Below are 23691 nucleotides of genomic sequence, written 5' to 3'. Positions count from 1 at the left end.
TAGTGTTTTTTGAGGAGGAGTCAATATGAACTCGAATATTGAGACGCTGGCGAGCGTGCGCATCGAACCGACTGCGGACGTCTACAAAATTGTCGACTTATTGAATCGGACCTTAAAGAGTCAGGATTTAATGTTCGGTTTGTCACTTGAGAAGAAAGTGAATGATCCGAAGAAGGAAGAGATGGTCTTCACCATCTATCGTACAGAATGACCAGAAAGGCAAAATGGATCGTCTCATTACTGGCGGCACTGATTGGTGTCGTCCTTGTCTTTAGCGTGATGTATCGATTCACCATCGGTCATACAGAGAATCAAAAAGAAAAGCTCGTCGAAACGGCGATGGTACGATTGACTGAAGAATCTCCAGACGCGAGAGTGGGTCAGGGAGAACTGTTCAATGGGACAGAGGCATATGTCGTCTTCCCAGAAGTAGACGGGAAGTCCATTTGGTTTGTCCCATTGGATAAAAAGCTGGAGATCGAGCAACGAGAAATCGGTGAAGTGGACGCTACTGACGTCTGTTCGAAGTCGGTTGAGGAGACAGGCGGACAACTGGTCAGCTGTAAGGTTGGTTTTGACGAACGGGCACTCATCGAAGTGGTCACGAAAGCGGATGCGTCTTATACGTATTCGTACTATACGCTTCAGACCGGAGAATTTATTCGACGGGTCCAATTGACCGATCAAATGTAATGAATTAGAGGGGGATTATGATGGAACATCTATTAGCGAAACGTGTAAAACAACTCACACCATCGACTACCTTAGCGATTACAGCTAAGGCGAAGGCACTGAAAGCTTCAGGCAAAGATGTCATTGGTCTCGGCGCGGGTGAACCTGATTTCAACACACCAGAACGAATCATCGACGCTGCTTGTCAAGCCGCTCGAGATGGAGACACAAAATACACGCCATCTGGCGGGACAGTCGCGTTGAAGGATGCCATCATTGAAAAGACGAAACGCGATAGTGGATTGTCGTTCGAACGCAACGAGGTGATGGTTGCTTCAGGTGCGAAACATGCCCTATACGCTCTGTTCCAAGCTATTTTAGATGAAGGGGACGAAGTGATTGTCCCAGCCCCATACTGGGTCAGTTACCCGGAACAAATCAAATTGGCGGACGGAGAACCTGTCTTGGTCGACACGAATGAAGAGACATCATTTAAATTGACGCCAACGCAACTAGAGAACGCGATTACAGCTCGTACAAAGGCCGTCATTTTGAACAGCCCATCTAATCCGACGGGAATGATTTATACGAAAGAGGAGCTACAGGCACTCGCCGATGTCGTTCTTCGACACAATCTTCTCGTCGTTAGCGATGAAATTTATGAAAAATTGATTTACGGTGATGCGTCGTTCGTATCGATTGCGACCCTTCCGAATATGCGTGAGCGGACAATCATCATCAATGGGGTCTCGAAATCTCACGCGATGACAGGTTGGCGAATCGGGTATGCCGTTGGTGATGCAAAAATCATCGGCGCGATGACGAACTTGGCCTCACACTCGACATCAAACCCGACATCTGTCGCACAAGCGGCTGCGGTAGAAGCGTACAATGGACCACAAGAAGATGTGGAAATGATGCGTCAATCGTTCGAGGAACGACTTGAAATCGTCTACGACCGTCTCGTCAAAATCCCTGGCATCACTTGTTTGAAGCCACAAGGTGCATTTTACTTATATGCCAATGCGAAGGTCGCGGCCACAGAAAGTGGCTATGACACCGTCGATGCTTGGTGTGAAGCTGTTCTTGAAGAAGCAAACGTGGCACTTGTGCCTGGTTCGGGCTTCGGACAAGACGATTACGTACGATTATCCTATGCAACTGAATTAAAACGCGTATTAGAAGCGCTCGATCGAGTAGAAGAATTCGTTACGGAGCACGCTCGATAAGCGAAAGGATGGAAAAGAATATGACAACTATTTCGATTAACCAATTTAAAGATTATGAAGGCCAATCGGTCCGTGTAGGGGCCTGGATTGCCAATAAACGTTCAAGTGGTAAGATTGCTTTCCTTCAATTACGTGATGGAAGCGGTTTTGCTCAAGCAGTCGTTGTAAAAGCTGACGTGGCGGAAGAGTTATTTACGTTAGCCAAAGGGATTACTCAAGAAACTTCGGTTTGGGTCACAGGGAATGTCAAATCTGATGGCGGACGTACACCACTCGGATTTGAATTGGAAGTGACAGATTTAGAAGTGATTGCGGAATCGATTGATTATCCAATCACACCGAAAGAACACGGAACGGAATTCTTGATGGACAACCGTCACTTATGGCTCCGTTCACGTCGCCAACACGCGATTATGAAAGTTCGTAACGAAATCATTCGTGCGACATATGAATTCTTCAACAAAGAAGGATTTGTCAAAATCGATCCGCCAATCCTTACGAGCAGTGCTCCGGAAGGGACGACAGAATTGTTCGAAACAGATTATTTCGGTCAATCAGCCTACCTTTCTCAGACGGGTCAATTGTATATGGAAGCAGCGGCGATGGCCCTCGGAAAAGTATTCTCGTTCGGTCCAACGTTCCGTGCAAAAAAAACAAAAACACGTCGCCACTTGATTGAGTTCTGGATGATTGAGCCGGAGATGGCATTCGTCGATCATGACATGAACCTTGAGATTCAAGAGCAATACGTCTCATACATTGCACAGGCAGCACTTGCGAACTGTAAAAATGAACTGGAACTGCTTGGACGTGACCTTGAGAAATTGGCACAAGTACAAGCGCCGTTCCCTCGTGTTCGTTACGAAGATGCCATCAAGTTCTTGAAGGCAGAAGGATTCGACGACATCGAATACGGTGATGATTTCGGTGCACCGCACGAGACGGCGATTGCCAACGCACATGATCAGCCGGTATTCATCACGCATTGGCCAAAAGAAATCAAACCGTTCTACATGAAAGTAGACCCTGAGAATCCAGAACTTGTTCTGTGTGCGGACTTGATTGCACCAGAAGGATATGGTGAAATCATCGGGGGATCTCAACGTGAGGACGACTACGATCGTCTAAAAGAAGAGATCATCAAGGAAGGTCTTGACGAAACGGATGCGTATGATTGGTACCTTGAACTTCGTCAATACGGTTCGGTCCCACACTCTGGTTTCGGACTTGGTCTCGAGCGTACGGTCGCATGGATCAGTGGAATCGAGCACATCCGTGAAGCGATCCCGTTCCCACGTCTTTTAAACCGAATTCACCCTTAACGATTAATCGGGGAAGACACCATGTCCTCCCCGATTAATGTGTCTTAGAAAGGAAGTGCGACATGGATGCACATCAATTGATTCAATTATTCGAGCAAAGTCCGGTCGTCATTCCACGAAAGCTGTTCACCGATGCGAGACGCCTCGATTTGTCACCCGTCGAGTTCAGTCTGATCGTCCATCTTCTAGAAATGACTGGAGAAGGCATCGTCATGCCGCTCCCGAGTGAGCTAGGGAAACGATTGAATGTTTCAGAGAATGAGGCGCGCTCAGTGCTACTTGGTCTGTTGCAAAAAGAGTTGATCGCGATTGACGCTTCAAGTGATGGCGAGCGATATAGCCTATTGCCACTTTTCGAAGCGTTACAAGGGGAAGAGAAAGTTGCGCCACAGCAGACACTGAATGAGAATATCATTCATACGTTTGAGCGGGAATTTGGAACGATCACCCCGTTCGAGATTGAACAAATTGTCGGCTGGATGACGGAAGATGGCTTCAGCGAAGAACTCATCATGGCCGCACTTCGTGAAGCGAAACTTCGAAACGTGCGAAACTTCAAATACATGGACAAAATCCTGCGCGTTTGGCAAGACCATCATGTCGAATCGCTCGAGGATGTCGTGGAATATCAACGGAGGAATAAGTGATGTTGACGCGAGCACAATTACAGGAAGTGTCAGATACGATGAAGCAGATGTTCCCAGACGCTCATTGCGAGTTGACGCATCAAAATCCCTTTGAATTGGTCGTCGCGGTCGCGCTCTCCGCACAAGCGACGGATGCGCTCGTCAACAAGGTGACACCAGGATTGTTTGAAGCGTTTCCGACTGTCGAGGCGATGGCTGCGGCTGACGTGTCTGAGATTGAGGCATTGATTAAACGGATTGGTCTGTACCGTAACAAAGCGAAGAATGTAAAAGCACTCTCAGAAAAAATTGTGAACGAGCATGGGGGGATTGTCCCTTCTGACCGAGCATCGTTAGAGGCGCTCCCCGGAGTCGGTCGTAAAACAGCAAACGTCGTCCTTTCTGTTGCATTCCATGAACCGGCGTTTGCGGTTGACACACATGTGGAACGAGTTTCCAAGCGTCTCGGTATTTGTCGCTGGAAAGACAATGTTCGACAAGTCGAGGATACATTAATGAAAAAGTTTCCACGCGAGGAATGGTCACAACTTCATCATCAATTCATCTTCTTCGGACGATATCATTGCAAGGCACAACGCCCAGGCTGTGAGGCATGCCCACTGTTGCATATGTGCCGTGAAGGAAAGAAACGAATGAAGTCACAGAAAGTCACCACATAAAAAACGCATCGACACGAAAGGTGTCGATGCGTTTTTGCTTAATGATTCCAAGGATGGTCGCTCCATTCGCGACGTTTTTTTTTTATTGGCACTTTTTTGAAGCCCCAGTTTCGGAAATCTTGGTCCGGACTTTCTTTACGGATGTAAATTTTGTCCTTAATGGCTTTAAAGATTCGGTTCTCGTCCCCATAATGGACGAACCGTGGTTTCACTTCAATCACGCCACGACGAACGCGAGAAAGTGGTAGACAGACGAGGTCAGCGATTTCTAAGCCAGATTGATACATCGTGTTCTGCTTCTCAGAGAAGATGAAGCCTTTAATTTTTTGACGGCTCTTTTCGACGTCTAAATGAACGGTACCTGAGTTGAAAATATCAAAGAATGCTTTTTGTATCAGTAAGTTCTGATAATCGTCTCGGGATTCTAGGACGACACGGGCACTTACTGCCTCTGTTTCTTCTAAAAACGCATAGAATGACTTCATCAGGTGAGCGAATGCGACGACATACGGATCTTTTGGCGTCGAATAAAAGTCATGAAGCTTTTGTTTATCGACCTCGACACTGACGATTGTACAGTAGATTCCTCGCAAAAATTCAGGGAGTTTATCCCAAAAGTCGCGCAACATATCAATCGTGATCCCATCTTCTTTTCCGTAAGGATGTTCCGCTTTTAAAATTTCTTTTAAATGAAGTGGGATATGCTCCGTTTTGAACACATCTCGTTTGAACGCCTGAAGACGTCGTTTCAATTCACACGGTAATCCAGTCTCGTCTGCATCGATTGAATACTTATATTCCATCAGCACGCCAGTCAAGTTAAATTGCGTATTTCCCTTCGGTGTGCCTGTTTCGTCGACGAACATGACATACTTCTTTCCACTTTCCATCCAATCCCTCCAAAACGGCTTAACAGTAGCGTCTTTAAGCACCCTATTTTATTTCCAAATGATAATTTGGTCAATCTATTGCACAGATATTGCACATTTTTTTTTTAATGACATCAATGAGGTTTATCGGTGTGTCATCTTGGATAAACAGTAGAAGTGCTATTATCATAGAAAAGCAATCGAATCATACATAACGAGAGCTTTTCAATTTGGATACACAATCGCTTACATACTAGTTTAACATACGGGAGTTTGGTACGATATGTGTTGCGGTAATTCCACACAAGTGTCGACCGACAGAAGTCGACAATCAGACCTGAGACGGAAGGAACGAGTGGACCGACCTGTTAATATGTATGTATGGGGTGACGACATTGTTCCATTATCCAAACGGTAAAAAGGCAAACGTGACAAAGACAACAAAGGGGGAAGGAATTTCGAAGCAATCATCGAATTCTCAAACCTATGCGAATCGCGGAATGAACTTGGAGACGCTGTTAAATGAAACGAATGAGTTTTATCGGATTCATCAACGAGCAGTCATCCACAAAAAACCAACCCCTCTCCAAATCGTCAAAGTCGACTATCCGAAGCGAAGTGCCGCCAAAGTAACGGAAGCCTATTTCAAACAGGCATCTACGACCGATTACAACGGTGTTTATCGTGGTAGGTACATTGACTTTGAAGCGAAAGAAACGAATAATAAGACATCGTTTCCGCTCGGCAATTTTCATGACCACCAAATCGCCCACATGCGTGAGTGTGAACGTCATGGAGGGATTTGTTTTGTCATCATCCGCTTTAGTCGCTATAATACGCAATATGTATTGACCACCGAGCAACTTGTTCAGTGGTGGGAACAACGGTTAACGGGGCGCAAATCGATTCCGCTCAGCTTTATCGAAAAGGAAGCGATTGAAGTTCCGACGAGAGCCTTGCCGTCGATTGATTATTTGACGGTGCTCGATCAATGGCTCGATTGAATAGAAGGAGTGAACCATGAATGGAGCGAAGTAGGGTCGCACGTCGACAAGATTCGACGAAGAAAAAACGCAAAAAAACTGGGAAACAACCAAAGACGAAAAGTAAGAAACCGATGTGGAAACGCATCTTTTTATTAGGTTTCATGTTATTTATTGCTGCGGTAATCGCATTCGGCGCATATACGGTATATGCCATTGCGACGGCACCAGAACTAGATGAAGACAAACTTGTCGATACGTATCCGATTCAGTTGCTTTCGGCTGAAGGAGAACCGCTCGAAGGGGCGGGTCAGATTCGAGAGTATGTCTCCATCGACGACATCTCTGAAGTGATGCAACAAGCGGTCGTGTCCATTGAAGACCGTCGTTTCTATGAGCATAACGGGATTGACTTACGTCGAATCGGCGGAGCCGTCGTTGCCAACTTGACAGAGGGTTTCGGTGCAGAAGGTGGATCGACCATCACTCAACAATTGGTCAAGCAGTCGTTCCTTTCGACAGATAAGAAGTTGAAGCGTAAGCTTCAAGAACAATGGCTCGCACTCAAACTCGAGCGTGAGTATACGAAAGAACAGATTTTAGAGATGTACTTGAACAAAAACTATTACGGTAGTGGCGGATACGGTGTGCAAACCGCATCGAAACGTTACTTCAATAAGCCGGTCTCTGAGGTCAATTATCAAGAGGCCGCGATTCTCGCAGGTCTCCCGCAACGTCCAAGTGCCTACGATCCAATCAACGGTGATCAGGAGTTGACTCGCTACCGTCAAGAGCAAGTCTTGTCTGCAATGAAACGTGACGGACATATTTCTGAGGAACAATACAATGAGGCACTCGATGTTGCCATTGCTGACGTCATCTCACCAGGTGAAGAGACGGAAGAAGAAGCGTTCACACGTGCGATTTACTCTCGTGTATTGAATGAGTTAGAAGAGGACTATGGTCTTGAACAGTCAGATATTTACGGGACTGGTTTGAAAGTTTATACGTCAATCAACAAAGAGAAACACACAAAAATCAACAGTGATATTAAATCGAATAATGTTAATTTACAAACAAGTAGTTTCCCTGAAGATTTACGAATGGGTGCAACCGTCTTGAATACAAAGACCGGTGAAATTGTCGCTATCGTAGACAGTCAACAGGCGAAGCAAGGTGATACCACATATCGTGACTACTCAAATGAGAAGTATCAAATCGGATCGACAGCTAAACCATTTTTTTTTTTTTGTCCTGGAATTGAAAATGGGCAGTGGTCGACAGGTAAAGTGTTGCTTGACGCTAAATTAGATGGCACATATAGTCCGAATAACTATTATTCAGGTTTCCGTGGACCAAATACGATGCGCCAATACTTGAAAATTTCAGCGAACACGCCAGCAGTTCGTGCTTTCCAAGAAGTGCGGGATGAGTATGGACAAGAAGCAATCGAATCGTTCGTTAAAAATGTAGGAATCGAACCTTCATATTCTGGCGATGAACTCAACGAATCTAATGCTTTAGGTACGGCAGAAGCGAGCACGACACAGATGGCTGCAGCTTATGCAACACTTGGTGCGAATGGGATGTATACAAAACCGCACTTGATTCAAAAAATTGAATTCAATGATGGTTCAAGTATTAATTCACCGATTAAAGCCAAGCAAGCGATGGAAGATTATACAGCGTATATGTTGACAGACATGCTTCGTGATGTTGTGAGTGCTGAAGGTGGAACTTATGTACCTGGCGCATTCCCATGGGACGTAGCAGGTAAAACGGGTACGACGAACGAGCCTAACTCTACAAATCCGAAAGATAAATGGTTTACTGGTTATTCTACGGATTACTCGATCTCAGAAAGGACAGGAAAAACGAAAGATTCGACAGTCGCTTCGTTCGATCCTGACTATGCCCAATACTATTTCGAATATATGATGCAACAAGTGACGAATGCGACGGGACAACCGGATCGATTCCAGCGTCCAGACTCAGTCTTGTCACTTGGCAATGAGCTTTATGTAAAAGGAACAAAACCAAAAGATCTTCAACCTGAGAAGTTGGTTGCTCCGACTGGGGCAAGTGTTAACTACGATGAAGAAGGTCAAACCGGTTCTGTCTCATGGTCATACGATTTCGATGGTGCACAAGCCGATGGTTATACGGATATCACGTTCACGGTGACACAAAAGTCAGCCGATGGAAGTGAGCAAGTCGTCGGAACGACCGGGGAGACGAGTGTGAATATTGCAAACTTGGCCGAAGGAGACACAACGTTTACTATTGTCGCAAATGCGACGAACCCGTTGACGGGAGAACAGCAATCGGCACCGGCACAAGCGAGCTATTCGATTGAACCGAAAGAGGAACCGACGGAAGAAGAGGAAAACCCTACTGATGAGGGGAATTCCGAAGATGAACCATCAGACGAAAATAACGGGAACGGGAATGATAACGGAAACGGGAATGGTAACGGAGACGGAAACGGCGAAGATACCACCGACGAACAAACTCCTGATGAACCGGCTACGGATGAAGGTTCTGGCGAAGGTACAGACGAACCAACTGACGGAGATGATTCAGGAACTCCGTTAGAGGGACAATCCAATGGTGAATCGTCAGACACGAATCGTGGAAACAGTAATTCAAACAATGGGAATAACTAAGGAGAGCAGGGCGACATTGTGCGCCCTGTTTTTCGTTTGACTTTGTTATAATGAAAAGAAAGGGAACAGGATGGTGACACATGGTTCAACTCTCTTTAAAACGCAAGATGAAAGTATTACTTGTCATGGATCGACTGCAAGACGATGATTTCGGCGTGCCTCTCGGTGGACATCTCGGGTTAAAGCTTTCACATGTGCTCTTAAAAGAGTCCATACCGTTTGGGCGTCTCATCCAGGACCAAACCGTCGCCGAAGCAATCGGACATGCTTACTTGAAACGAATCGGAGTCGAGACCATGTTCACAGGCGACGAATCCTATTATCCAGAACTTCTTCGTGGCAACCGTCAACTCATTTCAACAAACGAAGATTATTATAAAACGGTGCAACGCTACGTCAAACATCTTTTAGCGGTTCATTCGAAATGTACGAAACTACATACCATCGTCTTGTTCGGACGGTCGACGCAACGTCTGTTTTCAGATGCGCTCTTCCGTCTCGAAGAAGAAAATGAGCATGTCGCTGCTACATTTAAAGACATGGCCATCTTTCAGATGCCCGCTGTATCGAGAGTGGTACGAGATGAACGGATTCATCAAATCCGACAAGTCGTAGCGGACCTTGCACCTTCGAATGCGTAATGAAAGAAGGTGACTAGATGCGAAAATCTCGCTCTGTCGAAGAAATCATAAAAGAATTAAGAGATGATCCTGGTTTTTCAAACCACGTACGTCATTGGCACACGGTCGATGCACGTCCAGCCCAATATGCCCCAATTCCAAAGCAGGTGCCTGAACAATTGGTGAATGTACTTAAGAATCGTGGAATTGAACAGCTGTATACGCATCAAGCCGAGGCTGTGAAACAAACGGCGGCTGGCCATTCGACGGTCATCGTAACACCTAAGGCATCAGGAAAAACACTGTGTTATAACTTACCCGTCCTATCCAAGATGATTGAAAAACCTACAGCACGTGCGCTTTATCTTTACCCGACAAAAGCACTCGCGCAAGATCAAAACAGTGACTTGATGGAGATGATCGAAGCTCTTGAAGGGAATTTGCGATGCTTCACTTATGATGGCGACACATCACCTGCGGCACGAACGAAAGTTCGCGATGCGGGCAATATCGTTATCACGAATCCCGATATGTTACATTCCGGCATCTTACCTCATCATACGAAATGGATTCGTCTATTTGAGAACTTAGAATACATCGTCGTCGACGAACTCCATACGTATCGCGGCGTGTTTGGCAGTCACGTGGCGAACGTGTTTCGACGTTTAAAACGAATCTGCGCCTATTATGGTAGTCACCCAAAATGGATCATGACATCGGCGACCATCGCGAATCCGCTTGAACTTGCCGAGCTATTGACGGAAGAAGAAGTCGTATTAATCGATCGAAACGGGGCACCTCAAGGCAAGAAACACCTTGTCTTCTATAATCCGCCTGTCGTCAATGAAGCACTCGGAATTCGTCGTAGCGCAACGCTCGAGACGAAACGAATCGCCTCGAGGCTCGTGGAAGCGAACATACAAACGATTGTATTTGCGCGGTCGCGCGTACGTGTCGAGGTGCTATTGACCTATTTGCAGGAACTAACACGGCGGGAGCTCGGACCAAAGTCTATTGTCGGTTACCGTGGCGGCTATCTTCCATCTGAACGCCGAGAAATCGAACGACGGTTGCGGAACGGGGAAATCAAAGCGGTCGTTTCGACAAACGCGTTAGAGCTCGGTGTCGATATCGGTCAACTTCAAGCATGCGTCTTAAATGGATATCCAGGGACAGTCGCTTCGTTATGGCAACAGGCTGGGCGCGCCGGTCGTCGGCATTCAGAGTCACTCGTTGTATTTGTCGCATCCTCGTCATCACTCGACCAACTCGTCGTCGAACAGCCGGACATGATTTTAAATCGCTCACCGGAAGCGGCACGTCTTGACCCGAATAACTTGATTATTCTAGTAGACCACATCAAATGTGCCGCTTTTGAGTTGCCGTTTCAAAAGGGAGAGCGGTTCGGAACAGTCGACACGGAAGATATATTAGAGTTTTTGACGGATGCTCACGTCTTACACGAACGGGCCGATAGGTACTATTGGATGACGGATTCGTTCCCGGCCCATGACATCTCGCTTCGGACGAGTGATCAAGAGAATGTCGTCATCGTCGATCAGACGGCGAAGCATCAAGTTATCGGTGAAATGGACACGTTCAGTGCCATGACGTTGTTACATGATGAAGCGATTTATTTGCATGGAGCCGAACAGTACCAAGTCGAAAAACTCGATTTTGAGGAGAAGAAAGCATATGTCCGCCGGGTTGACGTTGACTACTATACGGATGCGAATTTAGCAGTTGAACTGAAAGTACTCGAAGAGAACAAGTCAGACGGAGCGAAGACGTTTGGTGAGGTATCGGTCATCGCGATGGCCACCTTGTTCAAGAAAATAAAATTCGGGACGCATGAGAACATAGGGTCGGGTCCGATTCATCTACCGGAGCGAGAGTTGCATACGACAGCTACATGGTTCACGTTAGATGAGCGATTCGCCTATTCGGAGGCGGACCTCGAAGATCAACTTGAAGCGGTCAGCGATTTGATGAGGCGACTTGCGCCACTTTATCTCATGTGTGACACGCTCGATTTATTCACTACGATTCAGATGAAGTCGACGCATACGAGTAAGCCGACCGTTTATTTGTACGACCGGTATCCAGGAGGCATCGGTCTCAGTGAGGCACTCTATAAAGATGCAGACATGGTGCTTGAAGCGGCAGAACGGACGGTATCCGACTGTCCATGTGAGAGCGGATGCCCCCGTTGTGTCGGCATGATTGGATACGGTGATTTCAAACAGCAAGTCATCCGTCAGTTGCAAGCATTGAAAGGAACGATATGAAAGCTAAACTATCTAGATTAATCAAAACGAACGAACCTGGCCCAAAAGCTAAGGTCACGAGCCCTGACGAAGTGGAGCAACAAAAGTGGAAGGATCATGGGGGCGAGATTTTAACGTTTGAGGGGGAATGGTGTGTCCGGATTCGAAAGACATATCCGCTTGACGAGGTGTATCACGACTTCAAGTTTGGAGAAGCAAGAAAGATGATGTGTCAAACCGAGCACCCGTTTTTCGTCGTCGACTTAGAGCCCGACCAAGTCCTGTTCATGGATACGGAAACGACCGGGTTACGCGGTTCAGGAACATCAATCTTTTTGATTGGATTTGCTAGGATTCAAGAAGGACACCTTGAAATGATTCAATACGTGTTACCTCATCCGGCGTTTGAAACCGCCTTTTACTATCATTTCTTGCAGGATATCGGAGATGAGGTTCGTTTCGTTACCTATAACGGGAAATCATTTGATTGGCCCCAAATCAAGACGAGACATACATTCGTTAAATCCAGGGTGAAACAATTACCTTCAGTGGGTCATGTCGATTTACTTCACGCTGCAAGACGATTGTTAAAACCGAGGCTTGAATCGGTATCATTAAAAGCAGTCGAAGCATACTTCGGTCATGAACGAACGGACGACCTTCCTGGATTCTTGGCGCCGATGCACTATTTTCAATATGTCAAAGAGCGGAATCCTGAAATATTGCTCCCGGTCCTCGAACACCATCATGCGGACTGTTTAAGCCTTGTCTCTTTGTATACACGTCTCAGTCAACTCGTTACGACCCCGGTAACTGATTTTGGAGAGGAACGTGCTCACTGGTTACATGACCTTGGCGAACAAGATCAAGCGCTGAGGGAGTTTGAGCAACTCTCGAGTCCATCGAAGCGTTCCATCATGCGGCAAGCGATGATATTAAAACGAGCTGGACGATTCGAGGAGGCCATTCCGCTATTTGAGTCGCTTCATACGATTGAAGGGTATGTCGAACTCGCCAAGTATGCAAAACATAAACAAAAAGACATCGCTTTGGCGATTGATTACACGGAGCGAGCCATGAAGCTACTCGAACAAAAGCGAACAGTGCTACGTCAAACTATCGACCGTGAGAAAATTGAATTGGAGCATCGACGAGCTCGCCTAGAAAGGAAGCAAACATGAAAGTAGTAGCCGTCACAGGATATCGTCCTCATGAACTCGGCATTTTCAAAGCGGATCATCCAGGAATTGAAATCATTCAAGAAGCTTATCGGAAAAAGATACTTGAAGTCATCGAATTAGGTGCTGAATGGTTCATATTAAGTGGAACGAATGGTTGTGAATTGTGGGCTGGACAAGTATTGTTAGAGTTAAGAGAAACCTATCCGATTAAAATTGCCGTGTTTCCTCCATTCTTAAATATGGACGAGCGCTATAAACCATTCGAACAAGAACTATTTGTGCAACTGCAACTCGAGGCAGACTTTTTTGAACCGCTGACACAGCGTCCATACGAAGACCCGAGTAAACTACGCGCAAAAACGGCATTCTTTTTAGATAAAGCAGAAGGATTGATCACCTTGTATGACGAAGAAACGGAAGGAAGTCCCCGCTTTTTAGTCGATGGGGCTCGGCGGAAGCCGAACATGGAAGTTTTCCTAATCACACAAGAAGATTTACGAGTAATTGAAGAAGAAAAACAATGGGAACAACAATGGGAGTGATATGATGCAAACGGAATTAACAGCAGAAGCGATTTATAAACAAGAATTCAAGACGGCGTTACGTGGTTATTCACAAGAAGAAGTCGATCAATTTTTAGATGTCGTCATTCGCGATTATGAAAAAATGGCGAAAGAAATCGAGCGTCTTCAAAAAGAAAACGACTCGTTGCGACGGGAACCTGCGCCTGCGTCGGAACCAGTTAAACCAGCACAACCGGTTGCGTCAAATTATGACATGTTACGCCGTATATCAAATCTCGAAAAAGCGGTCTTTGGAAAGCAAGTCGGTCCAAGCGAATAATGAATAGGGGGTGGAGTCTATGTTACAAGTGTTAACGGCCACGGAGAAACAACCAGTCAAAAAAAAAACAAAAAAGCTGTTTCGTGTGAAAGAAGAAGTGATGAAAGCACCAACCTGCTATACAGATCGTCTCGTCGAAAACATCAGACAAACATGCCGATTTGATTGGATGATGATTGAACAAGTCAAATTAGGGGATGATCTCGTTCATTACGTGCTCGTCGGACCTAAAGGCGTCTTCTTGATTCAATTAAATCGAACTCCAGCCTCCGTCCATATGACGAACCGGGAATGTCGAACCGAGACCTCGATGGGGTGGAAACAGGTTTATCCTCATCCTGTCACGGAATTAGAACGGATGACCAAACAAGTGCGAAAACGATTAAAAAAAGAATGTAATCAAGCAATTCCCGTCTATTCGTTTTTAATCTTCCCGGAAACGGAACGATTGAAGTTAGAACGAATTAAGGCGAATTGTGGAGATTCATTCGCTCTGGTGGATCAGGTGATTAGTAAAACGAACCTTGAGACGTTGACAGAGCCGCTCGTCAAACAAATCGCCTATTATTGTTCTGAGCGACAAGTACATAAATAAGAAGAAGGCCGAATACCAATCATTCGGCCTTCTTCTTATTTTAAAAGTTCTCTTGCTTTTGCTGCATCATCTCGGTGTACGAACAGTGCAACGCGATCGTCCAAATTTTTTGCGAGCGGTTTTAATAACTTGCCGGTCGGAAGTCCTTGTTCCACACGACAGGTGATGCCCCGCTCGGTCAAGTAATGATAATCACCTAAGAGTTCTTCACCTTGTTTCCCGAATGCTTCACCGAAACGAACCCACTTCAAGTTGCGAATTGTTCGAATCGTGACCAAGATGACAAACAAAATGGCGAGTGCGATGATCAATAATGTTTCCAATGCCTTCAACCCCTTCTTTACACAAGTTTAATGGTGTGGCGAGTTGAAAGCAATATGGAGCGAACGGTATACTGAAATGGAAAAGAGGAAAAAAATGAAAAAACCGATTCAATCGAGACGAGAGGCAATCTCACTACTAGAAAATCAGCAAGTACTCTATATTCGAATTCATAACGGACAAACGGGCATGATCAAATCGACAGAGGAAGGTATCATCGTGGCCATTCCAAATGAAGAGACAGATCAAATCGATTTTCGAAAACTAGAGGACATCGAGGCGTTTGAAGCGTTTTATGATTTGACGCTCTCGAAACCAGGGATTTTGTATGTAAACGTTGAAGAGTAATGACATGGAGAGCTTCACCATTTCGGTGGGGCTCTCCATTTATACACGTTTAAGAGGAAGGCAGCCAGACAGCTAACTTGTCCTGTAACGGCTTTAGGCGAACGTGATGTTGCTTATGCAACAAATAACCGTCTGGGCGAATGACTAGTATGCCACGTTTCATAAAGAGAGATTTGGCAAGTTCGTTCCCTTGATCAAAGAACGGGCGACTCGTCTTAGATAAGGTGATGGTTTGAATGAACGGTTGGTTCTCGTTCAAATAGTCATAGATGGATGACAAATCACGTTTCCCATCGTCAAATACAAGCACTTGAAACCGTCCGTCCGCGATTTCCGATATTTTAGTCCGAAATCCGTCATCCGTTCGTAAAATCTCTGTCTCCGGAAAAATTTTTCCTTCCGCGACGCGACGAAACGGTAATCGTAGCGCATTCGGATACGACAAATGAAGTTGAGAGATCCGTTCGGTGATTTTTTGGTTGATGAGATTGACACGTGTGAAGACATCGGCACCGATTGCTTGGAACGGTAAGAGCATCGGAAGTGTCGTCTGTAACATCTCCGTAGCGATATTCGTCGTCTGTAGCACGTTACGGGCTACGTGCTCCCGCTCGTCCCGATAAGTGGACACAACGTGATGGGGAGCGCCAGTTTTGAGATGCAACCATAGTTTCCAACCTAAGTTGAAGGCATCTGCAATCCCAGTGTTCATCCCTTGTCCACCGACCGGGGAGTTAATATGTGCCGCATCCCCCATGAGAATGATGCGGTTGTGAATGAACGTATCGACCATGCGATTATGCACGCGGAATAAGGAGAACCATTCAACGTCGCGAATATGGACCGGCATATGACTGCGTTGTTCCACCAATTCTTGAAGGTCCGATTCTTGGAATGATTCATCCGTTCTCAAGTTTCCTGTGATGCGAATCGTTTCATCCGTGAGCGGGAAGACTTCGAGCACTCAAAGATCCGAGAAAAAGATATGAACCTCTTCACGGGATATCGGCCAATCAGCCTTCAAATCGGCTAGCACCCAAGCCTCTTTGAACGATTTACCACTAAACGGAAGGGCGAGCATCCGACGAACCGAACTGTTGGCTCCATCGGCGGCGACAACGTATTTCGCTTCAACAGCACGAGTTCGCCCGTCTGTAGCGGTCAAATGTGCGATGGTACGGGATGGGTACTGGGTGATGGATGACAACGTTTCACCGCGCTTCACAACATGACCATGTTTTTGTAGAGCACGTTCTAATATGTCTTCGGTTTCATTTTGACGTAATAACGTCACGAACGGATATGGGGTCACGAGTTTGGAGAATTCAAGTTTGGCTGTCAACTGTCCCGAAAAATATAGATTCCCCCGTTCAATTGTTCGGGCACGTTCTAGCACTTCTTGTGCAACATCCAAACGAGAAAACACTTCGATGGTCCGCGGCTGGATCCCGATAGCTCGTGAATTATCCGACGGGGTCGTCTTACGATCAATGATTTGAAAAGATACGCCATATCTAGCTAAAGTGAGTCCGAGCGTCAGGCCGGTTGGCCCGGCGCCGACAATCAATACATCTACTTGTTCGTCCACGCTGATCAACTCCTATCATTAATAATGATATTTCCGACATTGGCAGCGACTAAACGAAAAGTAGGGTATAGAGCGGTATATGATATTCGATGATGGAAGGTGAGTGAACATTGTGCAGCCATGGATCACAGAAGAACAGATTCGAGATAGTTTTACAATGGATGAAGATTATGAACAAACAGCTGCAGTGTTAATCCCACTCGTTCAGATTGATCAGGATTGGCACGTCGTGTTTGAAGTACGAGCTCACACGATGCGACAGCAGCCTGGGGAGATATCATTTCCAGGAGGAAGACTCGAAAAAGGAGAGACGCCCGTTGAAGCAGCAATACGAGAAACTTGTGAAGAGTTAGAGGTTTCTGCAGATAAAGTAGAGGTCGTAGGCAAATTGCGACCGCTTGCTACGCCGCATCGCCAATTGATTTATCCGTTTGTCGGAATCCTATCGGAAGTACCAAGTGTAGAAGGGACGGATGAGGTCGATCATTTGTTTACCGTACCGATTTCCACATTACTCATGATTGATCCATTCCACGGAGAAATGGAATGGACGATGAGTCCGGATCAAAATATTCCACTTGATCGATTGGCGAATGAAAAAGCGTACGAAAAACGGGTAATTAAAATGAGAGAACCTTTTTATGAGCATGAAGACTACATCATTTGGGGACTTACTGGAAAATTCTTGACACAATTTATTAAACGGATAAAAGAAAACGTATTCAAACGGTTATAATTTCGTTATAATGATAGAAACAAATTTAGATTGGAAGTGAATGGGTGTGTCTGAAGAATTCCTCGTAGGTGATATCGTGAAGTCGACTCGTGAAGGATGGGTCGCTGAAGTGACCGCCGTACTGACCAATACTGTGATCGGTGACGTCTCGATTATGGAAGAGTTTCAACAGCTCGGACTCGAGTTCGAGAAACAAGTTTTACTAAAATCAGAATTGGAATTGATTGAACGCGCCAGCTGACCTTTTTCTGAAAGGGATGATTCAGGTGAACATTGACAAAAAAGTACGTGAATGGCAAGAGGCGGGTTTATTGGATGAAGCGACGGGGTTAAGACTAGTCGACTATGAACATAAACGACGGGCGGCTAGTGAGCAACATAACCACAAGCCGCCCGTTTTGGTCATTGTCGGATCCATCTTGTTGGCTCTTAGCCTATTCAGTTTCGTCGCAGCTAACTGGCAAGCGATTCCCGACCTTTTGAAAATCGGTTTGTTTCTTCTTTTTATGGTTGGATTCTATGTCTTTGCCGAGCGGGTTCGCTTGAAAACACCAAGATATGTCACGCTGTTACGTGTACTAGGGTTCGTTTTCTTTATCGCGACCATGGCGGTCATCTTCACGACGTATAATCTGTCTGGCCAATTGACTCTATTGTTCTGGATCATCTTTGCGATGGCCGTACTTCATCGCGTCTTGTATGAGCATGTTTTCTTCTCCATCCTCTCTGCGATTACCGCATTTATGGCCGTCACTAACAGTTTCGAAGGGATCGGTCTGACGTTAATCGCTTTTGGACTGATCGTCACATGGGCGTGGTTCCATTTCGTTGATGAATCGTTGGATCGCACGTTCGCATGGCTGACCTTTTATGGTCTTCTTAATATTTTCGGTCAGTATATCGATTATGAAGGAAGACTGTGGCCGCTTTGGTCACTCGTCATCTTGCATGCATTGCTCTTGTTCTATCGAAAACAAGCAGTTTGGCAAGCAACGTATCTCTTCATTGCGGCCGTTCTATCAATTGGTTATTTAATTAATGTGACAGAGAGTTGGCTCTCTCAAAGACCGCCTTCCGTCATTGAAGCGACACTCTTGTCGGTTGCACTCGTTGCCGTCTATTTGATTCATAGACGGAATGATCTTCTGTGGGTAAGTCTGCTGGCAGTTATCCCATTTGCACTCTTTGAAGATTCAGGAGTTTTACTGGCAATCATCATCGAAGTGATTGCACTTGCTTACTTGATTCGCCAAGACGTGACACGACGACCGACAATTTTCGCCTTCATCTATTTCTTAATCGTTCAAATGACAATTTACTTCATCTACGTGTGGGATCGGCTCGACATCTCACTCTTCTTCTTGATTGGTGCGTTAATCGTCTTTGCGTTGTCACTCGCACTATGGTGGCGTAATCGAACGAGAGGGGATGTGACGACATGAAACGATTTTCTGTTTGGCTTGTCCCGGTTGCTCAAGTCTTGATTGCCATCGTCTTTGTGATTCTTGTCTATGCCATATCGTGGGTCGGGGAGACGTACACGTTTAAAGGGTCTTCGTTCGAACCGTATGACCCTTATTTTGGGGATTCCATCTATCTCGAATATGATGCCTTCAAAGGACGACAAGATGTCGAAACCGGAACGGTATATGTTTCCTTTAAAGAAGGGGAAGATGGATATGCTGTCCTCGATCGGATTGAGTCGAAACCGTTTTTGGGTGGCATTCGGGCAAACTATTATGATCGTCTTCTTTATATAGAAGAAATGGGTTCGTATCGTGTGTCGGAAGATGAGATGGATGCGATAAAAGGTAAGCAATCGTTCACGGTTCAAGTTGATGTCGCACCGTGGGGTATGCTCAGAACGTATGAAATTGAGCCAAATGAATAAGCGTTAATCATGACAGGAAGATTACAGGTTTGTTACACGATTGATTGTAACGAATCTGTAATTTTTTTGTGAACCCATGGAATATCAACGTTTATTTCAATTATTACAATCTGTAACCGATTTTTTTGTCTTATGTCAGGAATGTTTCACTTCGATAAAATCACTACTTTGACGGGACTTCTCGTGGTAAATTAACATCTGTTCGTTACATAACGAGAAAGGTGATGACCTTACTACGATGAAATTATTAAAATATATGATCGTCATTGGAGCTACGATAATGGGGTTGTTCACATTCATCGATCAGGCAGATGCTGCACAGATCGGAATCGGGACAGAACAGAAAATCGTACAAAACCCGCTTGAACTAGAACGCCAAGCAATTGAAGAAAAACGACAAAAAGAAATCGCCCGCCAAAAGAAACTTGCTGAAGAAAAACGCATCGCAGAAGAGAAACGGATCGAAGCAGAACGTCTTGCGGAAGAGAAAGCAAAAGAAGAAGCAGAGAAAGCAAGACTTGCGAAACTTAAAGCAGAACGAAAAGCGGAGGAAGAGCGAAAAGCAGCGGAACAGGCAACAGCTGCAAAAACGTCGGCTTCTGCCACTCAATCAGTCAGTGCAACACCAGTATCTACATCTAAAAAAGTCATTACAGTCGAATCGACCGCTTATTCAAATGATGTTGCGGATAACAAGGCGTACGGCGGTCGTGTATTAACGGCCACGGGTCATGATGTGACTGATTCGATTTATTATAACGGAATGCGAATTATCGCCGTCGACCCAGCCATCATTCCTTTAGGGTCAAAAGTCCACATCCAAGGTGTCGGTGATGCGATTGCCCTTGATACAGGTGGTAGAATAAAAGGACATATCGTCGATTTACTCGTCGATTCAAAACAGGACGCGATCCAATGGGGGCGTCGACATATTGAAGTAACGCTATACTAAAAATCAGGTTCTCCAATTAGGAGAGCCTTTTTTTGTTTTACAAAGTAGAGAAACGGGCAAATTAGTATTTGAATTTCCATTTTGGAAATAGTTGAGGAGGGATCAGGTTGATTGAGTTTCGTGATGTATCAAAACGTTATGAAGACGGGACGTTAGCCGTCAAAGAATTAAGCTTAACAGTAAATAGAGGAGAAATCTTCGTATTGATCGGACCTTCAGGTTGTGGCAAGACAACGACGATGAAAATGGTCAATCGATTAATTGATCATACGGACGGAAAAATTTTAATTGATGGAAAAGAAATCTATCAATTCGATATTTTTGAGTTACGTCGAAACATCGGTTATGTACTCCAACAGATTGCATTATTCCCTCACTTAACAGTGGAAGAAAATATCTCTGTCGTACCTGAGCTAAAAAAATGGAAAAAAGAACGAACGAAAGACCGTGTGACCGAATTGATGAAGATTGCCGGTCTCGATCCGAAACTTCGCTCGAAAAAGCCAGCAGAATTATCAGGAGGTCAACAGCAGCGCGTAGGCGTGTTGCGTGCTTTAGCTGCAGACCCGGACGTCATCCTCATGGACGAACCCTTTTCTGCGCTTGATCCGATCAGCCGTGGTCAATTGCAAGATGATATTAAGCGCTTGAATGACGAACTTGGCAAAACGATCTTGTTTGTCACACACGACATGCAAGAAGCGATGAAGCTTGGTGATCGCATCGCGTTAATGCGTGATGGGGAACTCATACTAGTCGGTACACCAGAAGAAATATTGGCGAGTGAAGATCCGTTCGTCTTAGAATTTACACAACGTGGAAGAGGTGAGCTAGATGCTTGAGACGTTCCAAAATAGACAAGGACAGCTTGTCGAGGCACTGATTGAGCACTTGCAGCTCTCTGTCGTATCGCTTTTGATTGCCGTATTGATTGCCGTACCATTGGGAATCTGGCTGACGCGCCGTAAGAAAATCGCCGAAACCGCCATTGGTGTCACTGCGATTATTCAAACGATTCCGTCGCTTGCCTTACTTGGTTTGATGATTCCGCTCGTTGGAATCGGGGCATTACCTGCTATTATTGCGCTTGTCTTATATGCGCTCCTACCTATTTTACGAAACACGTTCACCGGTTTAAACGAAGTGGATAAATCGTTGCTTGAAGCCGCTCGAGCTTGTGGAATGAAGCCGAATCAAAGTTTGATGAAAGTTGAACTCCCGCTTGCTTTACCGGTCATCATGGCTGGTATCCGGACCGCGATGGTTCTGATTGTCGGTACGGCGACGCTCGCTGCTTTAGTCGGAGCAGGTGGACTCGGTACGCTGATCTTGCTCGGGATTAACCGGAATGACAATTACTTAATTTTACTAGGTGCCATCCCGGCCGCGATTTTGGCACTCTTATTTGACTTCTTGTTGCGTCAGATGGAAGGTGCGACAGCGACTCGAAACAAGGCTAAATTGATTGCTGTTTCTACTGTCCTCGCCTTGGTCATCGTCACACCGCTCGCGTTCGGTCGTTCGCAAGAAACAGACCTTGTCGTTGCCGGTAAACTTGGTCCAGAGCCGGAAATCCTAATGAATATGTATAAGTTGTTGATTGAAGAAGAAACAGATTTGACTGTATCTGTGAAACCGAACTTCGGGGAGACGACATTCGTATGGGGCGCACTCCAATCTGGAGACGTTGATATTTATCCGGAGTTTACAGGTACGGCACTGGCGAGTCTCGTCAAAGAGACACCTGAATCAAACGATGCCGGTGAAGTTTACGAACAAGCGAGAGAGGCACTGGCAGAAGAAGGATACGTGATGCTCGAACCGATGCAGTTTAATAATACGTATGCGCTCGCGATTCCACGTGACTATGCCGAGGCGGAAGACATTACGGCTATTTCAGATTTACGAAACGTACAGTCTGATATTCAAGCCGGGTTTACACTTGAATTCACCGACCGTGAAGACGGTTATCCAGGACTTCAAAACGAGTATGGGCTTGATTTCCCGTCTGTCGTCTCAATGGAGCAAAAATTGCGCTATCGCGCCATCGCACGAGGTGATGTCAATCTAGTCGACGCTTATGCGACGGACCCTGATATCGCCGAGAACGACCTCGTCGTTTTAGAAGACGACCGACAATTCTTCCCGCCTTATCAAGGAGCACCGCTTATGAAAGAGGAGACACTTGAAGAGTATCCAGAAATCGAGGATGCGCTCAATCAGCTCGCAGGTAAAATCACAGACGAACAGATGTCTGAATTGAATCGACGTGTCGCGTACGGAAATGAACGCGCATACGATGTAGCGAAAGACTTCTTAGAACAGGAAGGGTTACTATGAGAGCTTTGATTATTTCGAATCCGAAGTCCGGCACGAGCGAAACGATGCTCGGAGAGGTCATCGGAACGATTGAGTCGCTCTATGAAGAAATCATCATCAAGAAAACATCGGAAATTGGGGATGCGCTTCGATTCGCGAAAGAAAGTAAACCGTTCGACCATCTGATTGTCATTGGCGGTGATGGTACGCTAAATGAAGTAGTGAATGGGTTGATGACCTTAGAGCGCGACGAGCGTCCGACAGTCGGCATCATTCCTGCCGGGACGTGCAATGATTTCGCTAGGGCACTTGAACTGCCGATTCAACCAACACAAGCGGCAAGTGTCATCAAATCACATCATGAACAGCATGTAGACGTCATTCAAGTTGATGAGATGTATGCCCTCAATTTCGTCGGAGTCGGATTGATTGCAGACACATCACGTCAAATCGATCCGAATGAGAAAGAATCGTTAGGTTCGATTGGCTACTTTTTAGCGACCATCCGCCAATTTCGTGAAGCCGACCCGTTCAAAATTCGATTGCGACGTGGGGATGAGATGCTCTATGAAGGGGATGTCAGTTTTCTATATGTAGGAAACGGGAGCTATCTTGGGACCGTACCGACGAAACTGGAGACGCAATCGTTTTCGGACGGGCTCTTAGAAGTGGTACACAGCTCGGCAATCGGATTCCCGATGATTCGTCAATTGTTAGCCCAGCAACTAAGTCTTGATCAAAAATCGGCGGAGTGGAATCACTTTCAGGCTTCACATGTTGAAGTCGAGTTAAACGAACCTCAAATCATTGATATCGATGGTGAACATTTCGAAACCGATCACTTGACGATACGGATTCGAGAGCGGGCCCTCACGTTTTTAACGCCATAAAGCATCAACAGAGAAAAGTATTCAGACTTTTCTCTGTTTTTTTTTTGTCCTCATCTTGGAACCGTGTTAGTATTTCACTATTATTATGAAAAA

24 protein-coding genes and 2 pseudogenes are annotated in these 23691 nt (G+C 45.7%); 23 read left to right on the top strand and 3 right to left on the bottom strand.

Going from position 1 to position 23691, the window contains the following annotated elements; translation table 11 throughout:
• Positions 1–25: 25 nt before the first annotated feature.
• The 6 genes from BBB58_RS10545 (at position 26) to nth (ending at position 4529) form a co-directional block, all read left to right on the top strand.
• Positions 26–211 carry a YpmA family protein gene (locus BBB58_RS10545; RefSeq protein WP_015881492.1) on the top strand — a complete coding sequence of 62 codons (186 nt, stop codon included), beginning with the start codon at positions 26–28 and terminating at the stop codon, positions 209–211.
• Positions 208–693: a hypothetical protein gene (locus BBB58_RS10540; RefSeq protein WP_074037168.1), complete on the top strand. Its 486-nt coding sequence runs from the start codon at positions 208–210 to the stop codon at positions 691–693. The genes BBB58_RS10545 and BBB58_RS10540 overlap by 4 nt, the downstream gene beginning before the upstream one ends.
• Positions 694–713: 20 nt before the next feature.
• Complete coding sequence (locus BBB58_RS10535) at positions 714–1901, top strand: pyridoxal phosphate-dependent aminotransferase (RefSeq protein ID WP_074037167.1); 1188 nt, start codon at positions 714–716, stop codon at positions 1899–1901.
• Positions 1902–1921: 20 nt separating this feature from the next.
• Positions 1922–3223: an asparagine--tRNA ligase gene (asnS, locus tag BBB58_RS10530; protein ID WP_167365522.1), complete on the top strand. Its 1302-nt coding sequence runs from the start codon at positions 1922–1924 to the stop codon at positions 3221–3223.
• A gap of 62 nt (positions 3224–3285) precedes the next feature.
• A complete protein-coding gene (locus tag BBB58_RS10525) occupies positions 3286–3870 on the top strand; it encodes a DnaD domain-containing protein (protein WP_015881496.1) in 585 nt (194 codons plus the stop codon).
• Positions 3870–4529, top strand: a complete 660-nt coding sequence (gene nth, locus BBB58_RS10520) for an endonuclease III (protein ID WP_074037165.1) — start codon at positions 3870–3872, stop codon at positions 4527–4529. The genes BBB58_RS10525 and nth overlap by 1 nt, the downstream gene beginning before the upstream one ends.
• 38 nt (positions 4530–4567) lie before the next feature.
• On the opposite strand, the gene BBB58_RS10515 is transcribed toward nth, so the two are convergent.
• Complete coding sequence (locus BBB58_RS10515; protein WP_084543090.1) at positions 4568–5419, bottom strand: DUF3800 domain-containing protein; 852 nt, start codon at positions 5417–5419, stop codon at positions 4568–4570.
• 356 nt (positions 5420–5775) lie between these two features.
• Here BBB58_RS10515 and recU point away from each other — a divergent pair, with 356 nt between their 5' ends.
• The 8 genes from recU (at position 5776) to BBB58_RS10475 (ending at position 14553) form a co-directional block, all read left to right on the top strand.
• A complete protein-coding gene (gene recU, locus BBB58_RS10510; RefSeq protein ID WP_015881499.1) occupies positions 5776–6402 on the top strand; it encodes a Holliday junction resolvase RecU in 627 nt (208 codons plus the stop codon).
• A 20-nt stretch (positions 6403–6422) separates the two neighbouring features.
• A complete protein-coding gene (locus BBB58_RS10505; RefSeq protein WP_074037164.1) occupies positions 6423–9047 on the top strand; it encodes a transglycosylase domain-containing protein in 2625 nt (874 codons plus the stop codon).
• A gap of 80 nt (positions 9048–9127) precedes the next feature.
• On the top strand, positions 9128–9688 hold the full coding sequence (locus BBB58_RS10500) for a hypothetical protein (RefSeq protein WP_074037163.1): 561 nt from the start codon (positions 9128–9130) through the stop codon (positions 9686–9688).
• Between the two features lie 17 nt (positions 9689–9705).
• Positions 9706–11955: a DEAD/DEAH box helicase gene (locus BBB58_RS10495; RefSeq protein WP_074037162.1), complete on the top strand. Its 2250-nt coding sequence runs from the start codon at positions 9706–9708 to the stop codon at positions 11953–11955.
• Entirely contained in the window at positions 11952–13115 is a 1164-nt protein-coding gene (locus BBB58_RS10490) for a ribonuclease H-like domain-containing protein (RefSeq protein WP_074037161.1), read from the top strand. The genes BBB58_RS10495 and BBB58_RS10490 overlap by 4 nt, the downstream gene beginning before the upstream one ends.
• Entirely contained in the window at positions 13112–13657 is a 546-nt protein-coding gene (locus BBB58_RS10485; RefSeq protein WP_074037160.1) for an SLOG family protein, read from the top strand. The genes BBB58_RS10490 and BBB58_RS10485 overlap by 4 nt, the downstream gene beginning before the upstream one ends.
• 4 nt (positions 13658–13661) lie before the next feature.
• Positions 13662–13958, top strand: a complete 297-nt coding sequence (gpsB, locus tag BBB58_RS10480) for a cell division regulator GpsB (RefSeq protein ID WP_084543127.1) — start codon at positions 13662–13664, stop codon at positions 13956–13958.
• 19 nt (positions 13959–13977) lie between these two features.
• The gene (locus tag BBB58_RS10475; protein ID WP_074037158.1) at positions 13978–14553 is read left to right on the top strand and encodes a nuclease-related domain-containing protein; all 576 of its coding nucleotides are present in this window, start codon (positions 13978–13980) and stop codon (positions 14551–14553) included.
• A gap of 35 nt (positions 14554–14588) precedes the next feature.
• Here BBB58_RS10475 and BBB58_RS10470 read toward each other — a convergent pair whose 3' ends face one another.
• Entirely contained in the window at positions 14589–14876 is a 288-nt protein-coding gene (locus BBB58_RS10470) for a hypothetical protein (RefSeq protein WP_074037157.1), read from the bottom strand.
• A gap of 94 nt (positions 14877–14970) precedes the next feature.
• On the opposite strand from BBB58_RS10470, the gene BBB58_RS10465 reads away from it, so the two are divergent.
• Positions 14971–15222, top strand: a complete 252-nt coding sequence (locus tag BBB58_RS10465; RefSeq protein ID WP_074037156.1) for a hypothetical protein — start codon at positions 14971–14973, stop codon at positions 15220–15222.
• Between the two features lie 49 nt (positions 15223–15271).
• Here the strand turns inward: BBB58_RS10465 and BBB58_RS10460 are convergent.
• Positions 15272–16810: pseudogene (locus BBB58_RS10460) on the bottom strand (FAD-dependent monooxygenase).
• Positions 16811–16922: 112 nt separating this feature from the next.
• Between BBB58_RS10460 and BBB58_RS10455 the strand changes: the two are divergent.
• The 8 genes and pseudogenes from BBB58_RS10455 to BBB58_RS10420 all read left to right on the top strand — a co-directional run bounded on the left by BBB58_RS10455 (position 16923) and on the right by BBB58_RS10420 (position 23598).
• Positions 16923–17546: an NUDIX hydrolase gene (locus BBB58_RS10455; protein ID WP_244150731.1), complete on the top strand. Its 624-nt coding sequence runs from the start codon at positions 16923–16925 to the stop codon at positions 17544–17546.
• 40 nt (positions 17547–17586) lie between these two features.
• The gene (locus BBB58_RS10450) at positions 17587–17787 is read left to right on the top strand and encodes a DUF2187 family protein (protein WP_012726121.1); all 201 of its coding nucleotides are present in this window, start codon (positions 17587–17589) and stop codon (positions 17785–17787) included.
• Between the two features lie 16 nt (positions 17788–17803).
• On the top strand, positions 17804–18988 hold the full coding sequence (locus tag BBB58_RS10445; RefSeq protein WP_074037934.1) for a DUF2157 domain-containing protein: 1185 nt from the start codon (positions 17804–17806) through the stop codon (positions 18986–18988).
• Complete coding sequence (locus tag BBB58_RS10440) at positions 18985–19437, top strand: GDYXXLXY domain-containing protein (RefSeq protein WP_074037155.1); 453 nt, start codon at positions 18985–18987, stop codon at positions 19435–19437. Before BBB58_RS10445 ends, BBB58_RS10440 begins: the two co-directional genes overlap by 4 nt.
• Before the next feature lie 238 nt (positions 19438–19675).
• Entirely contained in the window at positions 19676–20389 is a 714-nt protein-coding gene (locus tag BBB58_RS10435) for a 3D domain-containing protein (RefSeq protein WP_074037154.1), read from the top strand.
• Positions 20390–20496: 107 nt separating this feature from the next.
• A pseudogene (locus BBB58_RS10430) lies at positions 20497–21213 on the top strand (ABC transporter ATP-binding protein); the annotation flags it as partial.
• Between the two features lie 10 nt (positions 21214–21223).
• A complete protein-coding gene (locus BBB58_RS10425; protein WP_074037152.1) occupies positions 21224–22729 on the top strand; it encodes an ABC transporter permease/substrate-binding protein in 1506 nt (501 codons plus the stop codon).
• Positions 22726–23598 carry a diacylglycerol/lipid kinase family protein gene (locus tag BBB58_RS10420; RefSeq protein ID WP_074037151.1) on the top strand — a complete coding sequence of 291 codons (873 nt, stop codon included), beginning with the start codon at positions 22726–22728 and terminating at the stop codon, positions 23596–23598. The genes BBB58_RS10425 and BBB58_RS10420 overlap by 4 nt, the downstream gene beginning before the upstream one ends.
• Positions 23599–23691 lie beyond the last annotated feature (93 nt).

The sequence above is a fragment of the Exiguobacterium profundum genome, assembly GCF_001909285.1.
In the GTDB taxonomy this organism is placed as follows: Bacteria; Bacillota; Bacilli; order Exiguobacteriales; family Exiguobacteriaceae; genus Exiguobacterium; species Exiguobacterium profundum.
The sequence above is the reverse complement of the archived record's forward strand: the minus strand, read 5'-3'. Positions and strand labels throughout refer to the sequence as shown.